General features: G+C 45.4%; 21 protein-coding genes. 8 read left to right on the top strand and 13 right to left on the bottom strand.

Going from position 1 to position 21630, the window contains the following annotated elements; translation table 11 throughout:
* Positions 1-151: 151 nt before the first annotated feature.
* From L976_RS06810 to L976_RS06790, 5 genes are all read right to left on the bottom strand, one after another.
* On the bottom strand, positions 152-1828 hold the full coding sequence (locus L976_RS06810) for a glucan biosynthesis protein (protein WP_047535415.1): 1677 nt from the start codon (positions 1826-1828) through the stop codon (positions 152-154).
* A 256-nt stretch (positions 1829-2084) separates the two neighbouring features.
* Positions 2085-3560, bottom strand: coding sequence for a carbon starvation CstA family protein (locus tag L976_RS06805; RefSeq protein ID WP_047535412.1), 1476 nt, complete (start codon positions 3558-3560; stop codon positions 2085-2087).
* 226 nt (positions 3561-3786) lie between these two features.
* Complete coding sequence (locus L976_RS06800; protein WP_047535408.1) at positions 3787-4263, bottom strand: GNAT family N-acetyltransferase; 477 nt, start codon at positions 4261-4263, stop codon at positions 3787-3789.
* 180 nt (positions 4264-4443) lie between these two features.
* Positions 4444-5178 carry an LrgB family protein gene (locus L976_RS06795; protein ID WP_047535405.1) on the bottom strand — a complete coding sequence of 245 codons (735 nt, stop codon included), beginning with the start codon at positions 5176-5178 and terminating at the stop codon, positions 4444-4446.
* The gene (locus tag L976_RS06790; protein ID WP_037414933.1) at positions 5178-5612 is read right to left on the bottom strand and encodes a CidA/LrgA family protein; all 435 of its coding nucleotides are present in this window, start codon (positions 5610-5612) and stop codon (positions 5178-5180) included. Before L976_RS06790 ends, L976_RS06795 begins: the two co-directional genes overlap by 1 nt.
* A gap of 121 nt (positions 5613-5733) precedes the next feature.
* Between L976_RS06790 and L976_RS06785 the strand changes: the two genes are divergently transcribed.
* Positions 5734-6624, top strand: coding sequence for a LysR family transcriptional regulator (locus L976_RS06785; RefSeq protein ID WP_047535402.1), 891 nt, complete (start codon positions 5734-5736; stop codon positions 6622-6624).
* A gap of 4 nt (positions 6625-6628) precedes the next feature.
* Here the strand turns inward: L976_RS06785 and L976_RS06780 are convergent, their stop codons facing one another.
* Positions 6629-7453: a hypothetical protein gene (locus L976_RS06780; protein ID WP_047540219.1), complete on the bottom strand. Its 825-nt coding sequence runs from the start codon at positions 7451-7453 to the stop codon at positions 6629-6631.
* Between the two features lie 366 nt (positions 7454-7819).
* Between L976_RS06780 and L976_RS06775 the strand changes: the two genes are divergently transcribed.
* The 3 genes from L976_RS06775 to L976_RS06765 are packed head-to-tail and all read left to right on the top strand — an operon-like array spanning position 7820 to position 9961.
* Positions 7820-8554, top strand: coding sequence for a basic amino acid ABC transporter substrate-binding protein (locus L976_RS06775; protein WP_037414939.1), 735 nt, complete (start codon positions 7820-7822; stop codon positions 8552-8554).
* A gap of 5 nt (positions 8555-8559) precedes the next feature.
* The gene (locus L976_RS06770) at positions 8560-9240 is read left to right on the top strand and encodes an amino acid ABC transporter permease (RefSeq protein ID WP_037414942.1); all 681 of its coding nucleotides are present in this window, start codon (positions 8560-8562) and stop codon (positions 9238-9240) included.
* Positions 9233-9961, top strand: coding sequence for an amino acid ABC transporter ATP-binding protein (locus tag L976_RS06765; protein ID WP_047535399.1), 729 nt, complete (start codon positions 9233-9235; stop codon positions 9959-9961). The genes L976_RS06770 and L976_RS06765 overlap by 8 nt, the downstream gene beginning before the upstream one ends.
* Positions 9962-10579: 618 nt before the next feature.
* Here the strand turns inward: L976_RS06765 and L976_RS06760 are convergent.
* Entirely contained in the window at positions 10580-10903 is a 324-nt protein-coding gene (locus L976_RS06760) for a hypothetical protein (protein ID WP_037421672.1), read from the bottom strand.
* A gap of 354 nt (positions 10904-11257) precedes the next feature.
* A complete protein-coding gene (locus tag L976_RS06755) occupies positions 11258-12268 on the bottom strand; it encodes a sugar-binding protein (protein WP_037421669.1) in 1011 nt (336 codons plus the stop codon).
* Between the two features lie 417 nt (positions 12269-12685).
* Here L976_RS06755 and L976_RS06750 point away from each other — a divergent pair, with 417 nt between their 5' ends.
* From L976_RS06750 to L976_RS06740, 3 genes are all read left to right on the top strand, one after another.
* On the top strand, positions 12686-13339 hold the full coding sequence (locus tag L976_RS06750) for an oxygen-insensitive NAD(P)H-dependent nitroreductase NfsB (protein WP_047535396.1): 654 nt from the start codon (positions 12686-12688) through the stop codon (positions 13337-13339).
* A gap of 308 nt (positions 13340-13647) precedes the next feature.
* Positions 13648-14292, top strand: a complete 645-nt coding sequence (locus tag L976_RS06745) for a DNA-J related domain-containing protein (protein ID WP_037421664.1) — start codon at positions 13648-13650, stop codon at positions 14290-14292.
* A gap of 256 nt (positions 14293-14548) precedes the next feature.
* The gene (locus L976_RS06740) at positions 14549-15301 is read left to right on the top strand and encodes a thiol:disulfide interchange protein DsbA/DsbL (RefSeq protein ID WP_037421661.1); all 753 of its coding nucleotides are present in this window, start codon (positions 14549-14551) and stop codon (positions 15299-15301) included.
* Positions 15302-15449: 148 nt separating this feature from the next.
* On the opposite strand, the gene L976_RS06735 is transcribed toward L976_RS06740, so the two are convergent.
* On the bottom strand, positions 15450-15977 hold the full coding sequence (locus tag L976_RS06735; RefSeq protein WP_047535393.1) for a cytochrome b/b6 domain-containing protein: 528 nt from the start codon (positions 15975-15977) through the stop codon (positions 15450-15452).
* 43 nt (positions 15978-16020) lie between these two features.
* Entirely contained in the window at positions 16021-16542 is a 522-nt protein-coding gene (hemG, locus tag L976_RS06730; RefSeq protein ID WP_037421655.1) for a menaquinone-dependent protoporphyrinogen IX dehydrogenase, read from the bottom strand.
* Positions 16543-17053: 511 nt separating this feature from the next.
* Here hemG and L976_RS06725 point away from each other — a divergent pair.
* Positions 17054-17893, top strand: a complete 840-nt coding sequence (locus L976_RS06725; RefSeq protein ID WP_037426109.1) for a TIGR03899 family protein — start codon at positions 17054-17056, stop codon at positions 17891-17893.
* Positions 17894-17913: 20 nt separating this feature from the next.
* Here the strand turns inward: L976_RS06725 and cysC are convergent, their stop codons facing one another.
* The 3 genes from cysC to cysN form a co-directional block, all read right to left on the bottom strand.
* Positions 17914-18531: an adenylyl-sulfate kinase gene (cysC, locus tag L976_RS06720; protein WP_037421649.1), complete on the bottom strand. Its 618-nt coding sequence runs from the start codon at positions 18529-18531 to the stop codon at positions 17914-17916.
* A 44-nt stretch (positions 18532-18575) separates the two neighbouring features.
* Entirely contained in the window at positions 18576-20300 is a 1725-nt protein-coding gene (locus tag L976_RS06715; protein WP_047535388.1) for an SLC13 family permease, read from the bottom strand.
* Between the two features lie 3 nt (positions 20301-20303).
* Positions 20304-21630: sulfate adenylyltransferase subunit CysN (gene cysN / locus L976_RS06710; RefSeq protein ID WP_047540214.1), on the bottom strand; the 1327-nt coding region annotated here is incomplete at its 5' end.

Genomic DNA, 21630 nt, shown 5'->3' with positions numbered 1-21630 from the left:
GCCCAAGGTTGGGTATTTGACAGTGAAAAATTATTTAGATTTTCAAAAAGTGAATTAGTGCTCAATAACTTTGAATCCAACTTGCAATTAACAAATCGCTTAATACAAAAACGCCAGCACTGAGGCTGGCGTTTTGATTCACCCATATAGCTTACTGTAGATGACCTGCGTTATGCAGTTCACGTTCGTTCATCGGCGGTGGTGTCCATTGGTACATCCACGTTTCAGACAAAGGTTGACCATCTACTTCTAAGTAAACTCTTAGGTTAATCGGCTCAACGCTATCCTCTGGCGGCACGAGGTCAAACATAGCGCGGTAACCATTGATCGCATGTTGTGGGCGAGCAGAGTCGATTTCCACACGGCCTTGTGAAGTTGAAATAACCGCTTTCACTTGAGTATCTTTACCCAGCATTGGTAAAGAACCACCAGCAAAATCAATCACGAAGCGCTTGCTATAGTACTTACGCTTTTGACCAACTACGCCACCAATACCAGTAAAGGTATCCACTACGCGGGCACGGGGTGACTGCACAGGTGGAGTACCGCCCCAGTACATGTTGTAGCTATAGAGTAACTCTTGTCCTGGTTGAATGGGCTCTGCAGGATTCCAGAAAGCCACGATATTGTCGAAGGTTTCGTCCAGTGTTGGAATTTCAACTAACTGCACCGAACCTTTACCCCAATTACCTGTTGGTTCAATCCACAGACTTGGGCGCTTCTCGTAGAATACGCCGTCATCTTGGTAGTGGTCGAAATTACGGTCGCGCTGCATTAACCCAAAGCCCTTTGGATTCTCATCGCTATAGGCGTTGAATCTCAAGTTACTTGGATTGCCCAGAGGGCGCCAAATCCATTCACCGTTCCCCGTATGCATGGCAAGTCCATCTGAATCATGGATCTCTTGACGCCAGTCATAACCCGTACGGCGATCGTTCTCACCGACCATGAACATACTTGTCAGTGGTGCAACGCCTAAACGTTCGATAGCCTTACGCGGATAAATCGCCGCATCAACCTTCATCTTCAAACGCTCACCCGGCTCGATATCGAAACGATAAGCACCAGTTACACTTGGTGAATCTAACAGTGCGTACACAGTCGCAATATTAGAACCTGGTTGCGGCTTCTCTAACCAAAAACGGGTAAACATCGGAAATTCTTCAGGCTTAGGCAACGCAGTATCAACCGCCAAACCACGGGCTGAAAGACCATACTGCATTTCCTGACCGACCGCGCGGAAATAGCTTGCGCCCAAGAAAGCGACAACGTCACGTTGCCAGTCGGTGTTGAACTGCATTCTAAAGCCTGCAAAACCTAAATCTTTAGGAAGCTGGCTACCCTTTACCTTCGACTTACCGTAATCGAACATAGAAGGAGAATATTCAATCAGTTTAGCCTTGCCATCTTCCAATTGGTAAATGTGCACTGGTGTATCGAAATACAGGCCTAAGTGGAACAACTCGGCGCGAAACTCCGAATCATCCTCATGCCACAGTGCGGCTTTTTTCTTGAAATGGAATTGCTGGTAATCATCCCAGCTCATGCCCTGTAAGCTTTTTGGTAACTCACCCTTGTGGCTTACATAGGACTCTGTCGCCAGCGTATGGGCATAGCCTTTTAACCAAGCGTAGCTAAACTCTTCTTCCTGCGGCGCACTGGCTTTACCCGCTGCACAAGCAGATAAGCTTAACAACACACTACAGGTGAGCAGCACGCTGCCAACCATCCGTTGTAAGCGGCTACGAGTAGACTGAACTTCTACCGATGGCATCACCATCGGCTCAGGATTTAAATGTCTTTGTTCGGGAAATAAATTGGGTTGCATAAGCAGACTCTGAATTGATGTAACTTCCTGACACTTCTCTGCAAAAGTAAGCATTATTGCAGTGACTGCCCTGTGGAGAACTGTTGATGACAGTGATAACAATAACTCTATCTTCATCAGTTCGCCAGAATCTAACATAATTTCGACGCAATGGAATATGTCACAGTGACAATATTCAATACTGACGCCAGTTTATGAAAATAGTATTAAAAAGGGCTGCAAAATGCAGCCCTTTATGGTCATAAAGCCAATTAAGTTATAACTTTGTATCTATTACTGTTTTGCGTTTGTTATTAGCAATAATCAAGGCGATTAAACACACCACACCCACGGCGATGCCCACTGGTTGACTCAGGGATTGAGGTAAACCTAAACCAATACCTGCGGTAACAATGTAAGACACTGTCACACAAGTGCCCGCAATCGCAGGCAAGCTTACTATCCAGTGAAAACTGCCTCTATCGAATAGATATTTTGTCGCCAACCATAGCACACTGGTCGATAGCAGCATGTTTGAGAAAGCAAAATAACGCCAGATCAAGGAGAAGTCGATCTTGGTCATAAAGTAAGCGATGGTCAGAATAGGCGCCGCTACCAGCAAACGGTTACGCATACTCTGAGGGATATTAAAGGCGTCGATAATGGTTAGACGCAGCGATCTGAACGCGGTATCCCCCGAGGTAATCGGAAATACAGCGACCGCAATAATTGCCATCACGCCGCCTAATACCCCAAGATAGCTCGTAGCCACTTGGTTAACCACTAAGCCAGGGCCGCCTTGGTCTAGTAAGCTCTTAAGCTCAACATATCCGCCCGGGAAGGCCGCAATCCCCGCAGTCGCCCATACACAAGCCACCACACCTTCAGCCACCATAGCGCCGTAGTAAACTGGGCGAACGTATTTCTCGTTTGTCAGGCAGCGTGCCATGATAGGTGCTTGAGTTGAATGAAAACCACTAATAGCACCACAGGTAATAGTCACAAACAGTAATGGCCAAATCGGTAAACCATCGGGGTTAGGTTCCAATAACTCATTGTTGTAATGGCTGTGGTTGAAGTACGCGAACACATCGCCCATTTCGGGTAACTGCGGTGCATTGATGAGGAGAGCCACTGCAATCGAAGTGGTCATCACGATCATTAATAGGCCAAACGCGGGGTACAGCTTAGTGATGATCTTATCGATTGGCAGCATAGTGGCTAAGAAGTAATAGGCCAAAATCACTAATACCCAGAAGGTGTTATTGCCAAAAATAGTATCTTTAAAATAATCGAGATTACTGAGTAGTCCTGCAGGGCTCATGATAAACACCACGCCCACGAAAAAGAGTAACATCGCAGTAAACAGCAGCATTACGCCTTTAAAATAGATGTTAAAATAGTGGCCCGCGATTTCAGGCAGACTCTTTCCATCTTCTTTTATGCTTAACACCCCAGAGAAATAATCGTGCACCGCGCCGCCGATAATGTTGCCTAACACAATCCAGAGTAAGGCCACTGGGCCATATAAAGCCCCTAGAATAGGGCCAAAAATCGGCCCGACACCGGCAACGTTTAAAAATTGAATTAAAAACGCTTTAGCTGGGTGGACGGGTACATAGTCCACGCCATCTTCGAATCTTGCTTGGGGTGTTTGCGCTTTAGGATCAATCCCTGCTTGGCGTTCAACAAACGGACTATAAAACTTGTATGCCAGCACTAAGAGCGCAAGACATAAGAAGAAAATTAACATTATTTAACTATCCATACTTTAGTAGAAGGTGATTAACTAGAGAGTTTCATTGAGTTAGCCAATGAGATCAAGCCATCACATACTAGACTAAAGTCGGGTTGATAAATCTAAATTTACGATAAGACTCGCTTATCTAAATAGATTTTTCAAATAATTTGTCTGTAAAAAATAAATCCAATCTTCTCTATAAGTGTTTCAGCGATTGGCTGGATAGCTTGTTTAAGCCTTAACTCAGCACAAATTCAAATAATGGCGCCGTATCATCTTCCTCTTGAATGAGTCTGTCCGTCTTTACAAATCCATGGCGCAGCAACACCCGCTGGGATGCAACATTATGCAGTGCCACATGGGCAAAGAGCGGCCTTGAGATCACTAACGGTAAAAATGTGCTCAAGGTTAAGGTTGCGACCCCGCGCCCCCAAAATGCGCGGTCAATCCAGTAACCAATCATCGCCTGACCATCCCTATGCCAATGGCCAATATTGCCAACCAGCAAACCGTCGACTTCTATCCCCCGTGCCAGTACCGATGCCTGTCCGAGGATATTTTGCTGCCAGTGAAGGTAAAACGCCTCACTGTCCCGCGAGGGGAACTGCGCCAATTGGCAAGCAATCGGATCCTGCTGATGGGCGAAGATCAGCTCCAGATCACTCTGCTTGATCGGCCGTAACGTCACATTCGATACGCGTGTTTGCTTATCCATCCTATATCTCTATTCAATTTCATCATCATGACATCTCGACATTCGCTGTCAGCTAAAAAAATGGGCGCATAACCCAAGCAGAGGTTAGCGCCCTAAGAGGCAAAACAACATCATTTAAACAAACAAAATCACAATTAAGGTGGGGAGGGTTAACGCAACCCAGCAAATCACTAACTCACACTAACTGAAGATCACGGCAAATACGGGCGCGCCCAGCACCATAGCAATCCCGATAAAAATCATGGTCAAACTGGCAATGACGCCCTCTTGCTGGCCTAACTCACTGGCTTTGGCAGCGCCCGCACCGTGGGCCGAAGCGCCCAAGGCCACGCCTTTACCTAAAGACGTACGAATGTGCATCAGCTTGAACAGCGGCTCGCACACTAACATGCCGATAATACCGGTGATGAGCACCATCATGGCGGTCAGTTCTGGCACACCGCCAAAGGCGCTTGTGGCCTCCATCGCAAAGGGCGTCGAGACGGAGCGCACTAACAAACTCTTTGCAAGCTCCACAGGTAGAGGCACAAATTTGACTAATAGCCAGCTCGACACCATGCCCAGCAACAGTCCAGCCATCACGCCAAGGGCAATGGTGAGCGGATATTGGCGAATGAGTTTACGCTCCCGATAAATCGGCAAGGCAAATGCGATTGTCGCCGGAGCAAGCATTGCCATTAACCAATGGGTATATTCAAAATAAGTTGGCAGCGGAATATCGAGATTAAACACCAAGAGCGTGATTACTACAGGCGCAAGTACGATCGGCGCTAACCACCATACCCGGTGGCGCTTATACAAACGCTTCGCCGCAAAATAACAAAATAGTGTTAATAACAAGCTGATAAGTGCCAATCCCGTCTGCGAAAACACTAACTCAGAGACAACCGCAGGACTAAAGCTAACGCTCGACATTACACGGCCTTAGCATGGCGACGCGCATGCTTTTTGATATTGAGCTGACGCTCGAAGCGAAACACTCTGTCAACCACAAATCCCGTACCCACCATCACGCACACACTGCCCATCACTAAGGTGAAGAGAATATTCAGCCCATATTGCTCAAACAGGCCTTCATATTTAATGACCGAGATGACCGGCGGAATAAAAAACAGCAGCAGCTCACCGATAAGCCAAGCCGCGCCGAGCTGCACGGCATTTTCAGGGATTAACTTAGTCGCTAACAAAATCAGCAACAGACCTAAACCTAATACACTACCAGGCACTGGTGAATGCGCCCAAGAGGCAAACCAATGGCAGGCAAAAGACAATAAACAAAAGAGGCCAATTTGAGTTAACAATAAAGCCCCATGACGGCATCGACGTATTGCGGCTTGTAGGAAAGACATGCGGTTTCTCGATTTACACCAAAAGTTACTATGGGATTATTTTAGGCTTGCCTATTAAATAAAAAAAATGAATATTAAGCATGTAATCCATGAATTTTAAGAATGCATTATAGGGGAGAGAATGGATCTCAAAGTGCTGCGCTATTTTATCGAGATCATCGATGCTGGCGGTTTTGGTAAAGCCAGTGAAAAGGTTCATCTCACCCAACCCGCCCTCTCCAAGGCGCTACGCCAGTTAGAGGAAGAACTCGATTTGGTACTACTCGAGCGCGGCAAACGTGGCACTCAGGTCAAACTCACCCAAGCAGGAGAAGTGGTTTATCGCCATGGTAAGGAGTTATTGGCCGGACGCCAACGTATGCTGGCTGAACTCAGTGCCCAGCGCAGTTTGACTGCGGGTGAATTAAAACTCGGTCTCGCGCCGCTCGGCAGTGCTGAAATTTTTGCCCCTATTATTGCCAAGTATCGCCAGCAGTACCCACAAATCGAAATGCACTTGTTAGTCCGTGGTGGCGTTGAGCAAACGCTGGCAATTCAAAAGGGCGAAATAGAACTGGCCACTGGCATAATCGACCTTGATGATGGCTATGACGGCATTCGAGTGTTTAACGATCCCATGGTGGTAGTGCTGCCCAAGGAAAATCCCCTCACTACCAGGGAAATACTCTCAGTCCATGACTTAATCAATGAGCCACAAGTGATGTTTGAGACTGAATACACCCTGCATCAATTGGTGCTCAACGCCTGTCAGCAAGCCGGATTCTCACCTCAAAATATCACCCGTGTTAGCCAAGCGGACTTTGGTATCGCACTGGTGGCTGCGGGAACTGGCGTGATGATACTGCCGCGCTCAATCGCGCGGCGTTATAGTGTGGCGGGGGTGGTCAATATTCCACTGGCGAGTGACGAATTGCGCTGGGAGTTATCGCTATTTTGGCGCAAAGAACAAGTATTGTCCTTTGCGGCACAGGCGATGATCGCGTTAGTTAAAAAGCACTTAACGCAAAAATAACCTCCTACCAAGGTACGACTAAGCTAAAACGCACTAAGGTATCGTTATCCCAAGGCAGAATAGGCAAGTAGTCAGGTGAGTGCACACTCTCCTTGGCATAGTGGTCAAGGTTGTATTCGGTATGCTCCACATACAGTAACCACTGGCTCCCCTTCTCCCAGTAATCCGTATCGTAACTCATGCTGAAGCGATATTGATTTTCAAGCCATTGGTCGCCATCGTTCCAAGTTTGCGCAGCTAAGTTCACTTTTAATTTGGGCGTTAAATCAACACCAACGCTACCCATTACAGTGTAAGCAAACTCACTATTACCAAAATCGCCTCTATCGTAACCTCGGGTGCGGGGCACGTCATCGTCGATCTCCAAAAAGTAATAGCCCGCACCAGCCTTAAGCTGGGCTTGGGTTTGTTGGCCTTGATAATTGGCTGTTAGTCCTGGAAAAAACTTCGCCTGCTTCTCCACTGAACTCACAGTATTACGCTTGCCCTGCAAATCCACTTGCCAACCTAAGGATAACTGCGGGGAAAAACGATAAAGTTCCCCAAGAGCGGCATATTCCGATTTAAACCACATCGGAATATGGTCAGGATCCAGCTTATCTCTATCAATATCGATAAACATATCCAGCACCGCAGACAGATAAATATCCGATGCGGTGGTATGTTCAATAATGATATTGCCATTGGCCCCAAAGGTATGCGAATTTTCTTGTTCGACAATAAAATCATGAATGCCCATAGTGTAATGCCATTGGGTTGATTCCTCTGCATAAACAGAGGTTGCCATACTTAAAAGCAACGCTACAGGCGCCAAAATTTGGTATTTCACATAGTGCTCCATCAATTGCGATTTAAAACTGCCGATTAGATTATTTAAGTTTAATTTAATCAATTTTGCATTATTTGTATCTGAGATAGTTCATAAAAATCCAGCCTATTCACTAAAGTGAATAAAAATTAGCTCACCTCATTACTTTAAAGCGCTAAATTGCTATTCACGGTCACCTAAACAATTTCACAACCTTTTAAAAAACTATTGATATCAAACACCACAATCATAATAAACATGATGTTCGTTATTTAAACCGCCAGTCCAACAGTGAATTTTTAATCACAAATAAAGCATAATTATTGACACAAGTACGCAATCCTCCTATAGTCGCCACATTGCCAGTTATCCAAAAGAGAGTCTTAAATGAAAAAATCCATGTTATTAGGCGGCCTAGCCCTCAGTGCCACCTTGTTGTTAGCTGGATGCGGGAAAAGCAACGATGTTTTAGTGGTGGGAACCAATGCGGCCTTCCCGCCCTTTGAATACGTTGGCGGACAAAGTGGCGATGAAATCAAAGGTTTCGACATTGAGCTTGCCAAACAAATCGCTAAAGATGCCGGCAAAACGCTTAAAGTCGAAAACATGAAATTCGATTCACTGATCGTCGCGCTAAACTCAGGCAAGATTGATTTTATTGCCTCGGGTATGACCATCACGCCAGAGCGCCAAGCCAGCGTTAACTTTTCTGAGCCCTATTACGAAGCCACTCAAGTGCTACTCGTCAATAAAGATAACGATACAATTCATACCCTTGATGACATTAAAGACAAACACTTTGCGGTGCAGCTCGGCTCAACCGCCGATATGATGTCTAAAAAATACACCCAAAATGTCACCGCCTTTAACACAGGCTTCGAAGCCATCATGGAGCTGAAGAATGGTAAAGTCGACTTAGTGCTATTCGATAGCGAGCCTGCGGCGAACTATCTGGCGAAAAACCCCGATCTCAAACTGATCAAGCTAGATTTCCCCGCTGAGTTTTATGGTTTTGCGGTGTCAAAACAGCAGCCTGAACTCCTCACTAGCATTAATAACACGCTGAAAAACTTGAAAGAAAGCGGCCAATATCAGACGCTCGTTTCAGCCCATATCAAGTGATCCCTATGTTAGAAGCAATCAATACTTCACTGTTTAGTCCCATTGGCGACGACGGCATGATAGGCATACTGCTGATTTTAAATGGCTTAAAAGTCACCTTGATTGTGACCTTCTTCGCCATGTTATTAGGCGCAGTATTAGGCGTGGGCACAACACTGATGAAGATGTCATCTAAGTGGTATATACGCTTTCCCGCCGAACTGTATGTTGGCGTTATCCGCGGCACGCCTGTGGTGGTGCAGTTAGTGATCCTTTACTTCATCGTGCTGGCCGCATTCGATGTCGATAAAATTACTGCCGCCATTATCGCCTTTGGTTTAAACAGTGGTGCTTATATCTCTGAGATTATTCGCGCAGGGATCCAAGCCGTCGATAAAGGTCAAACCGAAGCAGCACGCTCGCTTGGACTATCGCAAGCCATGACCATGAAGCTGATTATTCTGCCGCAGGCGATTAAGAATATTCTGCCTGCGTTAGGCAATGAGTTTATCGTGCTACTCAAAGAAACCGCCGTAATTGGCTTTATTGGCGGTGTGGATTTAATGCGGGCGGGCGAGATTATCCGTAGTCGTACCTTTGAAGACAGTATCCCACTCTTTACCTGTGCGCTGATTTACCTGTTCCTGACCTACAGCTTCACATTTATGCTGTCGAAATTCGAAAAGAGGTTGAAGCAAAGTGATTAACATAACCAACCTACACAAAAGTTACGGCGACAATGCGGTCCTTAAGGGCATCAACGAACATATTCGCCAAGGCGAAGTGGTGAGTGTGATCGGCCCCAGCGGCAGCGGTAAAAGCACCTTTTTACGTTGCATCAACCTGTTAGAAAAACCCACCCAAGGGGATATTGAAATCGAAGGGCAATCCATTACCGCCAAGGATGCCTGTGTCGATAAATTGCGGCAAAAAGTGGGCATGGTGTTCCAAAACTTCAACCTATTCCCCCATAAAACCGTATTGCAAAACATTACCTTAGCGCCAGTGAGCCTAAAGTTAATGACCCAAGCCGAAGCAGATAACAAGGCGCTGACGCTGCTCACTCAAGTGGGCTTGCAGGATAAAGCCAATGCCTATCCTTCGAGTCTCTCGGGTGGCCAAAAGCAAAGGGTTGCCATTGCCCGCGCACTGGCGATGGAGCCAGATCTCATGCTATTCGACGAGCCCACCTCGGCACTCGACCCCGAAATGGTTGGCGATGTACTGGATGTGATGAAGGACTTAGCGCAAAAAGGCATGACCATGGTAATTGTGACCCACGAAATGGGCTTTGCACGCGATGTTTCCGACAGAGTCATCTTTATGGATGGCGGCTATGTAGTGGAGTCCAATATCCCCGAGGAATTATTCACCCGCCCCAAAGAAGCCAGAACCCAAAGCTTTTTAAGTAAAGTGCTCAGGAAATAAAGACTTATACAACATTGAAAGGTGAACAATGGTATTTGCTCGATGACACGCAGCATGCTTTGAGACAGAAGCGCGTTAAAAATTGAAAGGCGAACCATGGTATTTGCTCGACGACGCGCAGCGAGTCCATCCGTGGATGCTCGACCGCCCAGTCTGATGTGAATGGATTCACGAATGCCGCGATGGCATGGATGCCAAAGAGCGGCCATGGGGCGGACGGTCGTCTCGCTAATCACCATGACTCACCCTTTTAGCATCCGTGTAGCTTGCAGGTTTTAAAGAAACACACAGCATGCTTTGGGACAAAAGCGAGCTAGATTCCAAGCTCTAATTCATGAGTTTCAGATTAAAATTTGTAATGAACTCATTGAAATCATTAATTGCCACCGAGCCAAACATCAACAAGTACGTATAAGGCACTAACCTGTGTGGCCAAACAAAATCGAAAATCTGGTAAAAAGACGGAAGATACAATCGTGAATTCCATCCTAACGCAACCACCCTCATGATAAAAGTTACCCAGCCCTCCAATGAAAACTGATCTCTTTGGGCTAAGCAACTCAAGAATCGTCTGAGGTTTAGAAAGGTTTAGATAACCCGATTTTAGTCTTATATTAATCAGCCAAACTTACCTATTAAGATTGGCATCATGAATGCAAATACGGCTAATGTAGTACCTATAATCAACAGTATTCGACATGAGGAAGCAATTTTATTTAAATCTCCATCATTTAGTTGATGATATTCCTCTTTTAATAAGAACATAATTACTTTATTTGAATTACTAAGGCTATTGTTGTAAATATAGCCAACTTTACCTAACGCTTCCCACTTTTCAGGATATTTACTTTCCAATAGTAACGACATTTTTTTAAAGGAAATAAAATACCAAACAGTAATAGGAAAAAGGCATATAATACAAACTGTCCAAAGATATTGCATTGTAGTAGATCCGACCACCCATTTTAAATCAACAACATAATGCACTTTCAGTTTGCCTACAACTTGTAAAAGTTAACATTGTGAAAAAAGAACCATCAGCAGTCGCAAGGACAGCATCAGGGCAATAAATTGCGCTAATCCCTTTAAAAAAGGGTGTATTTCAGACGAGGTATATTGTCCCTTAGTGTTTTGGAGAGGTTCGGCAATGATTGCTGTCGAAGTAATATACATTGTTGTCAGTTGCACTAAAAATGCTGGCAGCTTGCCGCAAAGTGCCGTCGTCGCTTTTCGAGATGTTCGCAGTAATCGCTCAATTCTTGCAGAGTCCCCCTAAGTAATAGAGGCTCATTGACATTACATTCCTGCACGCTTTTCACAGGTATTGAAGTTCTGTGGAGAGCAAAATGTCACTGGTGTATAAATTATTTCTTGATACTTTTGTTTGGTGACAATTTTATATAAGGTCAAAATGGCCTGTCTGCCCATTTCATAGGGACTTTGACCAATGTTGATATGGGCAAGGCGGTCTTTCAACATAGTTAATTGCTCTGGAGAGGTATCAGTAATAATAACGACGACCTCCTTGTTGCTAATTTTTCCTTGGTATGGGGCAATCATCTCACGGTAAAGCGCTGCATCATTTTGAGCCCAACCACCAACAGCAATAAATGAGTCTGCTTTCACTGGCTTGCCTTTCATAACAGACTCCATTTGTTTAACCGCTTGACTAAGTTGGTCAAAATTAAACAAAGGTTCTCTCACTTCTGTCCAGCCCTGCTCGTTATTAAGTAATTTCCCTGGAGGAATATCGTATTTTTTTCCCGACAACGCAGAGCGAACTCCCATCAGTCTTAAATTCAAATTGGGAGAATCAGGGCGCCCAGATTGCATGATAAGCGTCCCTCCATTAGGCCGTAATTTTTTTAATTGTTCACCTAATGATTTACCCAATTCGAAATTGTCTGTACCGATATAGGCTGAGCGAAAATTCTTGGGGTCTTGGTTGATGGAAGCATCAAAATCTGAATCATAGGTGACAATTGGAATACCGGCTTCTTTAGCTCTTTTTAAGCTATTTTCGAAAAGATACTTAGATTGCGTAACCGCGACAGCAATCCCATCGATACCTTCATCAATCAGTTGGTTTATGACCTCGTCTTGCAATCTAACACTGCTTGATTCTGGCCCTCGATATACACATTCCACACCTTTTATTTCAGCGGCGGCATCTATACAGCCCGTTTTACTTTGATCAAAAAAAACACTATAAAATTTCGGCACAACAGCAAATTTTAGATCTTTTCCATAGCCAGAGGATACGGGTAATAAACTGAAGGTAATAAACAACATAAGTAATCTTGTCACACGTCCTCCCAACAAATGAAACCGTCACTAAAGCTTCATAACAAAATGTAGCAAAGGAATAGCGTTAGCGACATGAGAGACAATGTTGTTATCAAGTATCATTGATCTACATCATGCATTCACAATGCTATTGTGCACAGCTAACGGCCAAAAAAAGATTAAAAGCACATATAAACAATAAAATAGAAACACATCACATTAGATTAGACCGCGAATAGATTACTTATTTTGACCACTAAATATTCTCACTTAATCCTAGGGCGTGTTGCGGCCCTAGGCGTTTGCAGTGGCTGAACCAACCGTCAGTTTCAAAAATATTTTGAAACTGATAGCCGTTTTGATCACATTGTTTTTTACCTAAACCTGCTTAAAATGCTGAGGTTGATTTTGTATTCCTAGATGATTTGGAGCCGTTACATGAGTGATTTAAGTTTTCTCGCTAAAAAGCGTTACACCACTAAGGCCTTTGATCCAACCAAGACAATTCCTGCCGACAAGATTGCCGACATCAAGACCTTATTACAGTTCAGCCCATCATCAACCAACTCACAGCCTTGGCACTTTGTGCTTGCCGGTACGGCAGAAGGCAAAGCGTTAATCGCCCAAGCGACTGAGAACTACGCCTTTAATACCCAAAAAATTCTCAATGCTTCCCATGTGGTAGTACTGTGTACCCGTACTCAACTCGATGAAGCCCATTTACTGCAAGTGCTAGAGCAAGAGGCGAAAGATGGCCGTTTTGCCAATGAAGAAGCCAAACAAGGCCAACATAATGGTCGCTCTTTCTTTGCCAATATGCATAAATTTGAGCTAAAAGACGCCCAGCATTGGATGGAAAAACAAGTCTATTTAGCACTCGGCACCCTAATGTTAGGTGCCAGTGTGCTCGATATTGATGCTTGCCCGATCGAAGGTTTCGATGCGACTAAACTTAATCAAGTCTTAGGCTTACGAGAAAAAGGTCTGTGCGCTTCTGTGATTGTAGCCCTTGGTTATCGCTCTGAAGAAGACTTTAATGCTAAATTACCTAAGTCACGTTTAGCACAAGAAGTTATCTTTACTGAAATCTAAATCCTGACGCCTAAGCTAACCGTAAGTACCCTTGTTTTGCATAAGTGAACAAGGGTACTTTCGACCTCGTCCCATCACTCATCGTAAAAAAATTAACACCATTCCCGCCAGCAAAGCCTAAGCGACCTTGAGGCAAATTGCTCTAAAATCCATCTTTGCCTACACTTTGCACTGTGGCATAGTGTACATCTAGCACGCTGTAATTAGCGGCAAATTTAAGGTAAAAGCCTTAAAAATCTTATAGATAGATGTACACTCAGTTTAATCGCCACACTCGCTTGATAACAACTTAGGATGGGACTGTCAGTATGCTACTCGCAAAACCTTCACTCAGTGCAGAAGCTCAATCGGCAAGGCTTTCGACCACTAAGGGGGATAATCCGTTAATCTGGCCAGTGCTATCGGTGTTACAAGCTTCCAATCAAAGTTGGAAAATCCATCACCTCGCCACCGAATTACAGAGCAGAGGGCTTATCCATCCTTTAGATGAAAACCCGGGTAATGATTTATTTAAGCGTAACTTTCTACTGATGAATGCCCTGTTCGAACTGCAAGAAATGCTTCTTCCTAAGCAATGGTTACAAGTTAAAGCAATGGAAATCCAGATTTTCCGCCTCGTGCCATCAAATGTTAACTTATTGATAATGGAAGAGACTTCCCTGCGAGAATATTATCTTGACTGGAATAACTACGACACCAGCGAAAACGTGGTGAGGGAATTATTAGAGGCTTTCTGGAGCAGTTATAAGAGCTACATTGGCCTCAATGTAAATTTAATGCACAAAGGACATGCCCTAAGAGTTTTTGAGTTAGATGAAAGTGCAACCCCTAGAGATATCCGCAAACAATGGCGTCGTTTAGCCCTCAAATGGCATCCTGATAGACCCGAGGGTGATGCTGCCCGCTTTCGCGAAGTCTGCGAGGCTTGGCAATCCCTGCGGGATATTGCTTAGCGAATGTTGATATATCTGTGATCCCCTTTGCAGTCTTGCAAATTTCTAGGTCTAAACTCCCACGGGATCACAGATTTAGTTCAATATCGGCGCACTAATTCAGCGATAATTAAGCATTTCAAACTAACCTAAAACCATCTTCACGCTGGTATAACACAAGCGTAATTTCAAGATTGAATCAGCTTATCCATTAGCATTAGGCACAACGCATAGCACTTAATGTACTGGATTCAATCTAACCGACTTTGAGGGTTCTATGATCAAACCAATCGCCTTGGCTGTCGCCTTAATCGTTGCACCATTCAGCAGTTTGGCCGCAAACTTTGTGGAAGGCACTCACTACACTCAAATTTCTGATAAAGCGCCGAGTAGTGAGCCTAAACTTACCGAGTTTTTCTCCTTCTATTGCCATAATTGCTTCAATATGGAAACCAATTATCTGCCTGATATCAAAGCTAACTTAAACAAGGGCATTGCATTTGATACTAAGCATGTCGACTTTATGAATAGTGCTTTAGGGACTGAAGTCATGCGTTCGCTGGCCGTCATCCAAGAGCTGGATAATAAAGACGCTCTAACCCATGCCATGTTCGCCGCGATCCAAGGAGAAGAAGGCGCTAATGGTCACGACCACAGCGCCCCTGGACATAAGCACGAATCGCAAATCAATAGCCGTGACGACATAAAACAAGTCTTTGCTAAGTTCGGTATAGACGCGGCGAAGTACGACAAACTTGCCGACAGTAAAAGCACAGATGAAAAGCTAGCCCTTTGGCGTGCCCAGCAAAACCAATTCCGCGTTGAAAGCGTGCCAGCCTTTATTGTTAATGACAAATATGCAGTTAACTTAAGCAGCATCAGAACCTTAGACGAACTGATTGGCTTAATTAACTATCTTGCCGTTGAAAAAGATGCACAGGCACCTAAAAGTTCTGGTGGTAGCCTAAACTGGTTATTCTTAGCCTTTGCCGCTGCCGTCGCTCTTGGCCGTCAAAAGCGTTTAAGGTAACAATATAAGCTTCTGTTTTTTGCGAATGGATGCTTTAGCGGACTGACAAGTCTCAATCAAAAATGAATCGATACTAGTCAGTCCCTTCAGTAAGTTAGAGCAAGATAAACTCACTCAGGTTGGACCTAACGCTCAGCAGTAGCAGAAATTATTGCCTAATAAATTCAATAATATGCGTTGCAGCCAATATGATATGCAGTACTAAAAAGCCAATAAAAGCATCGGCACAAATTTGATGATAACCACGCCAAGTCATTGCCAGTGGTGTTCCTTGGTAAATAAACCATACAACGCCAGTTAATCCTGTCGCGACCAGCAGTATCATGCCAATCCCTTCGATACAACTAAACAAGCCTTTGCCACCGGCTACGGGGAGCTTGCCTTTAAAAAGGCCTTTAATATCCTGCACCAATTGTTCCCAATCGCCCACCAGCCAGGCAAAATACTGGTGCCATTTGCCTTGGAGGCTATTACGTAACAAAAATAAAACCCCTAACGCAGCACACACCAATCCTAGGTAAACATGCAGATAATCCCAAATGCTAGCATTAGCACGCAGGCTTCGACCGATAAAAATCCACGGACTGGTGCAGATGAGTAGACTTGCGGACAACACCAGCCAAACATGCAAACGCGCCAACAAAAAATCGAATATCAAGGTTAATTTGTTCGACATATAGGTTTATCCTCGATAATCAACGTTAGCCTCAACCGCTCGCTTAGGCTTGGTGGATTTGTAATCCAAACTCATGCACTTTTTGCCAGTCAGTGTATTCAACATTAGTAACAGGATCCGTGGGCCCCTTAGTTAACCACATGATAAAACGTATGATATTCCTATCAAATGCATTATATCCCTGATAATTCAAATTACCGCCAAACACTTGCAACAACTGAGGACGCCAAGTCGTTTTAGTTAAAAACGCCTGCATATAGGGATTGGTCTCAGGGGTATTTTTTTCAGGTTTACGGGCAACTAAACTCACAGAGAAAAATCCACCGACTTTTTGTGTCAGGATTTGCTGATGTTTCTGAATAAATTCATACAGCGCAGGATTATGTTTTCCGTGACGAATACTAGCGCCAATGATGATCTTATCGAAGGACTCCATCGCGGGGACGGCTTTTATATCAGCAATCACCACCGAATTACCTAACTCTTTGAGTTGCTGGGCTAACTGATTCGTGATCTTACGAGTTTGACCATGAACACTGGAGAAGATGATCAGAATTTTTTTCACTTAAGCCTCTATTATCTCAACAAAAATAAGAAAAAGCGGCCAGAAGAAAAACAAGTACGGCGGCCTTATGTTGACCTAAATATACCAATCAATATGATACTCAATGCCTCGCAATCCAGAAGGTAACCACAAGATAAACAATGCGCTTCTATGGATAGCGAGTCCGCTAGCGATATTTAGGTTTTCCACGCAAAAAGCAAACTGCCTATTACGATATTGCATACTAGGTGATTTAGTCATCTATTTACATGAAATAGATCACGGGCTTAGCGCCAAACCATCCCTCGATATTCGGTAATTCTAGCTTGCTCACAAAAATAAAAATCACCACTCTGAGGATCAAAATGTTACAAAATCAGCAATTCCAGCCCTAGTCTAGCAGGCGTGAATAAAAGCAAACCAACTCGGAGACTTAAAGCTAACAATCGACTAAGCTGGACACTTTTGGCAGAGCGGGTATTCTCCCTAATTTGCCATGTAAATTAGCAGACAAGTGATACAGGATTAAGGCATGAAGGATTCGGATATTTTAATGCTTGCAGATGAAGCAGCTCCCGCTGCGGAGGTCTCTGCCCGTAAAAAAGCCCTTTTACTTGGCCGTCAACTCGGTCTCGCCAGTGAGGAAGAATATCGCCCAGCCAATGCCTCGATTGCCGAACGCGCCCAGCATCGGCAACGTAAACTCGCCAGCCAGTATCAGGCAAATGTTGAAACCATTTTCGCCCTCGCCTTAAGTTATACCTCTTCCGACATGACGGGGGTGGATCTCGATCCCGACTGGAGTCATCAATTTTTTCTGATGGCGGAGCAAATCCATAATCGAAAAATGCAGGACCTATGGGCACGTATTCTCTCTAGTGAAATCATCAACCCAGGAAACTTTAGCCTGCGCACCTTAGCGCTACTTAAACAATTAACGCACAGAGAAGCGCAAATCCTCGAAAAAGCCCTAGGCATGGCAGCAAAAGTGAATAATGAGCAGCGCTTAAAACTCATTAGCGGCTATCGGCTCACGGGCGGGATTGGCCAATATTTTCGCAAGCATACCAACATCACCCTAGGTCTCTCGCAATTTGGTCTGCCCTACTCCAGTATTCTCACCCTAGTTGATGCGGGGATACTCCACAGCAGTGAGTTTGAAACGGGTTTACTCAATAGTAAAACCCCCATCCAACTCACTATGCCCGGTATTCAAATGAAACTAACCCCTAAGAGCGGTAATTTGCTCTTTAGTTATTATCGATTAACACCTATTGGCGATGAACTAGCGCAGCTTGTGCTTCCTAAACAGGACCAAGAATACCTTAAAGCCCTTCAAGCCCTATTTGCCAAGGACTTTAAGATTGAATAACAAGCTGTTATAGACTGCTTCTATGCCAGCGCAGTGAGGCGATTTGGGCTAATAACGTCGATTGCGGTTAAATAATCAATCAAAGCCCGAACTTGAGATGCTAAATCCCCTTTGCTGGTATCAATCGTCAACTCAGCGGAGAGCGGGGCCTCATAGGGCGATGAAATCCCAGTAAAATGTGCGATTTCGCCCTTGCGTGCTTTCACGTACAATCCCTTGGGATCACGCGCTTCACACACGCTAAGTGGTGTCGATACATGCACTTCGATAAATTGTCCAGCGGGGAATCTTGCACGTATGCTATCGCGCTCTTCTCGGGTGGGAGAGATAAAAGCTGATAACACCACCAAGCCCGCATCCACCATAAGTTTTGCGACCTCGCCAACACGGCGTAGGTTTTCATCCCTGTCGGCCACGCTAAAACCCAAATCTTTACATAGACCGTGGCGCACATTATCGCCATCGAGCAGATAGGTGTGAAAGCCCGCTTCAAATAATGCACGCTCAAGCGCACCTGCTAGGGTCGACTTACCTGCGCCAGAAAGCCCGGTAAACCAAAGCAATACCGGATTCTGCCCCTTAAGTTTGGCTCTGGCTGCTTGGTCGACACTATGTTGATGCCACACTATATTGCTCATAAAAACTCCTCAAACCTTTAATAAACCAACGACTAAAGGCATCGTTAAAACGGAAAGATGATCGGCACCATAAAAATCACAATCAGCGAATACAGTAGGGATAAGGGCAGCCCTAACCGTACAAAATCACTAAAACGATAGTTACCCGCATTAAACACCATCAAGTTGGTTTGATAACCATAGGGCGAAATAAAGCTAGCGCTAGCCCCAAACACCACAGCCATAATAAAGGGCCTTGGATCGACGCCATAATTCAGCGCCACCGCATAGGCAATAGGAAAAGCCAAGGCCGCGGCGGCGTTATTGGTGACCAGTTCAGTCAACAACAAGGTAACTAAATAAACCCCCACAAACGCCCCAAACACCCCGTAACCATTGATTGCGCCGAGTAAGCCTTGAGCGAGTCCCTCAGCAAGACCTGTGCTCATCATCAGGTTCGCCAACCCCAAAGCGCTGCCCACAATCACGACTAACTCGAGCGGGAAACGGCGCTTAAGTTCAGATAAGGTTACGGCGCCAATGGCAAAGTAGCTGAGCAGCAATAGCACCAATCCTTTTGCCAAGGGTAAAATCTCCGCCAGACTCAGGCCAATCGTCAACACAAATCCGGCTAACACGATACGACTGCGTTTAGTGTCTAAACGCACATTCAAATCGAGTCCGCTGACGGCGGCAAATTCGGTACTCAGCTTAGCATTGGTGCTAAAACCATCCCCCGGCGTCAGCAGTAACACATCGCCCGGTTGCAATACGATATCGCCCAAGCCGCCCTTTAACGGATGATGGCCACGGCGAATCGCCATAACCGCCGCATCAAACTGTTCGCGAAAGCGAGATTCCTTTAAGCTGCTACCCACTAGGCTCGACGAAGGGGCCAATACCGCTTCGACTAGGTTTTGTCCCTTTGCCTGGTGCTTACCAAACCAATCGAGGCCATCGAATTGATGCAACAGCTCCACCGACTCCACCGCGCCACTGAACCGCAGCACATCGTCCGCTTGCAATACTAACTGTGGTGGAACCGGGCAAATACAAATACCGCTTCGCTCAAGCTCCACTAAATAAAGCTTTTTTAGAGCTCTGAGCTTGTTGTCCACCACACTGCGACCGACTAAAGACGAGCCTTTAGCGACATGGGCCTCAAGTAAATAGGGCAGTGCTTCTTCTGTCGTTTCATCGCGTCTGTCGGGCAAGGTATTAGCCAGCATAATCAGTAGCGGAATGCCTAACAGTACAATCAACGCTGCAACAGGGGTAAACTCAAAGAAACCCAGCGCAGGCAAGCCCGCATTCTCCACAAACGAATTAACGATAAGGTTAGTGGAGGTACCAATCAGTGTGAGCGTTCCCCCAAGAATCGTCGCATAGTTAAGCGGCAGTAATAACTTAGCGGGCGCATGGGCCTGATTACGGCGCACTACCCCAATCAAAGATGCCACAACCGCAGTGTTATTGGTAAATGATGACAGCAGAGCCGTGGAAAATCCCAACTTTGCCATTGTCATCGCCAACGAGCTATTACCAATCACTTGGCTTAACTTTCCCAGCAATGAAGTCTTTTCCAGCGCTGTCGCCGCAAGCACCAATAACACTAATGTGACTAATCCCGTATTAGTAAAGCTTGTGAGCGCTGCGTCGAGCGTTACCATACCTAGGAGGTAACATATTAAAAAAGCAAATAAAAACAACACCGCAGGGTTTATGCGGCCAGCAATTAAGCCAGCCAACAACCCAAACAACACTATCGCCAATAGCCACAAGTCACTCACAAATTAGGCTCCAAGCTTTGAAATATCAATCGCTTGCCAGTGCGGGAAGTGTTTACGTACGAGCGCATTAAACTCAATTTCAAAGGCACTAAATTGTGAAGACACTTGCTTGCTTACATGTTGGCCTGACACCACCATTACCGCTGCAACTGTTGCATTGGATAAACGGTCAATCAGGATCATGCCGCCAGTATCACGTACCAGAGAATAGGCATCGAAAACGATATCTTCTGTCAGCTCTAAGGTCACGCGAGCGATAGCATTGAGCCCTAGTGTGTCGGCGCTGCTGCGCGCAAGTGTGTTCACATCAACCACATATTCTATGGTCGAGACTGAGGCTTGAGTCTTTTTACCCGCAACCTTGATGTCATATAACTGGCCGAGTTGTAGTGGTTTTTCATCCATCCACACGAGGTCAGCCACGATTTGGTTGGCAACCTGTGGCGCACTTTCTGGCAGAGCCAGTAAATCACCACGGGAAATATCGATTTCATCTTCTAAGGTGAGAGTGACGGCTTGCCCCGCCGTTGCCTCGGCCAAATCACCATCGAAGGTCACGATACGCTCAACCTTGCTGCGTTTACCCGAAGGCAGCGCTACCACTTCATCACCCACCTTGATGACACCAGAGGCTAAAGTACCGGCAAAACCACGAAAATCCAGATTTGGACGCGACACATATTGCACCGGGAAGCGCACGGGTAAGGCACTCAGTTCACGTTGGGTATCAATGGTTTCTAACAATTCCAGTAATGTACCGCCCTGATACCAAGGGGTATGTAAACTTGGCTCGACCACGTTGTCGCCATTGAGTGCTGATAAGGGCACAAAGTGAATATCTAACTCACCAAAGCCTTTAACGAACTCACTGAAATCATTACGGATACGATTGAATACTTGCTCATCAAACCCGAGTAAATCCATCTTATTGACCGCGACCACAAAGTGGCGAATACCCAGCAAAGAGGCAATAAAGGCATGACGCTTGGTTTGGGTCTGCACGCCGTAACGCGCATCCACTAAGATCACCGCTAAGTCACAGGTTGAGGCGCCAGTCGCCATATTACGGGTGTACTGCTCATGACCTGGGGTGTCGGCGATAATGAACTTACGCTTATCACTTGAAAAATAACGATAAGCCACATCGATAGTGATGCCCTGCTCACGCTCAGCTTGCAGACCATCCACCAGCAAAGCTAAGTCGATTGCTTCGCCCGTTGTCCCCATCTTAGCGCTATCATTTTTTAAGCTAGCTAATTGGTCTTCATAAATCTGCGCACTGTCATGCAGTAAACGGCCAATTAAGGTGCTCTTGCCATCGTCGACGCTG

This window comes from Shewanella sp. ZOR0012 (assembly GCF_000798835.1).
GTDB classification, from domain to species: Bacteria; Pseudomonadota; Gammaproteobacteria; order Enterobacterales; family Shewanellaceae; genus Shewanella; species Shewanella xiamenensis.
The sequence above is the reverse complement of the archived record's forward strand: the minus strand, read 5'-3'. Positions and strand labels throughout refer to the sequence as shown.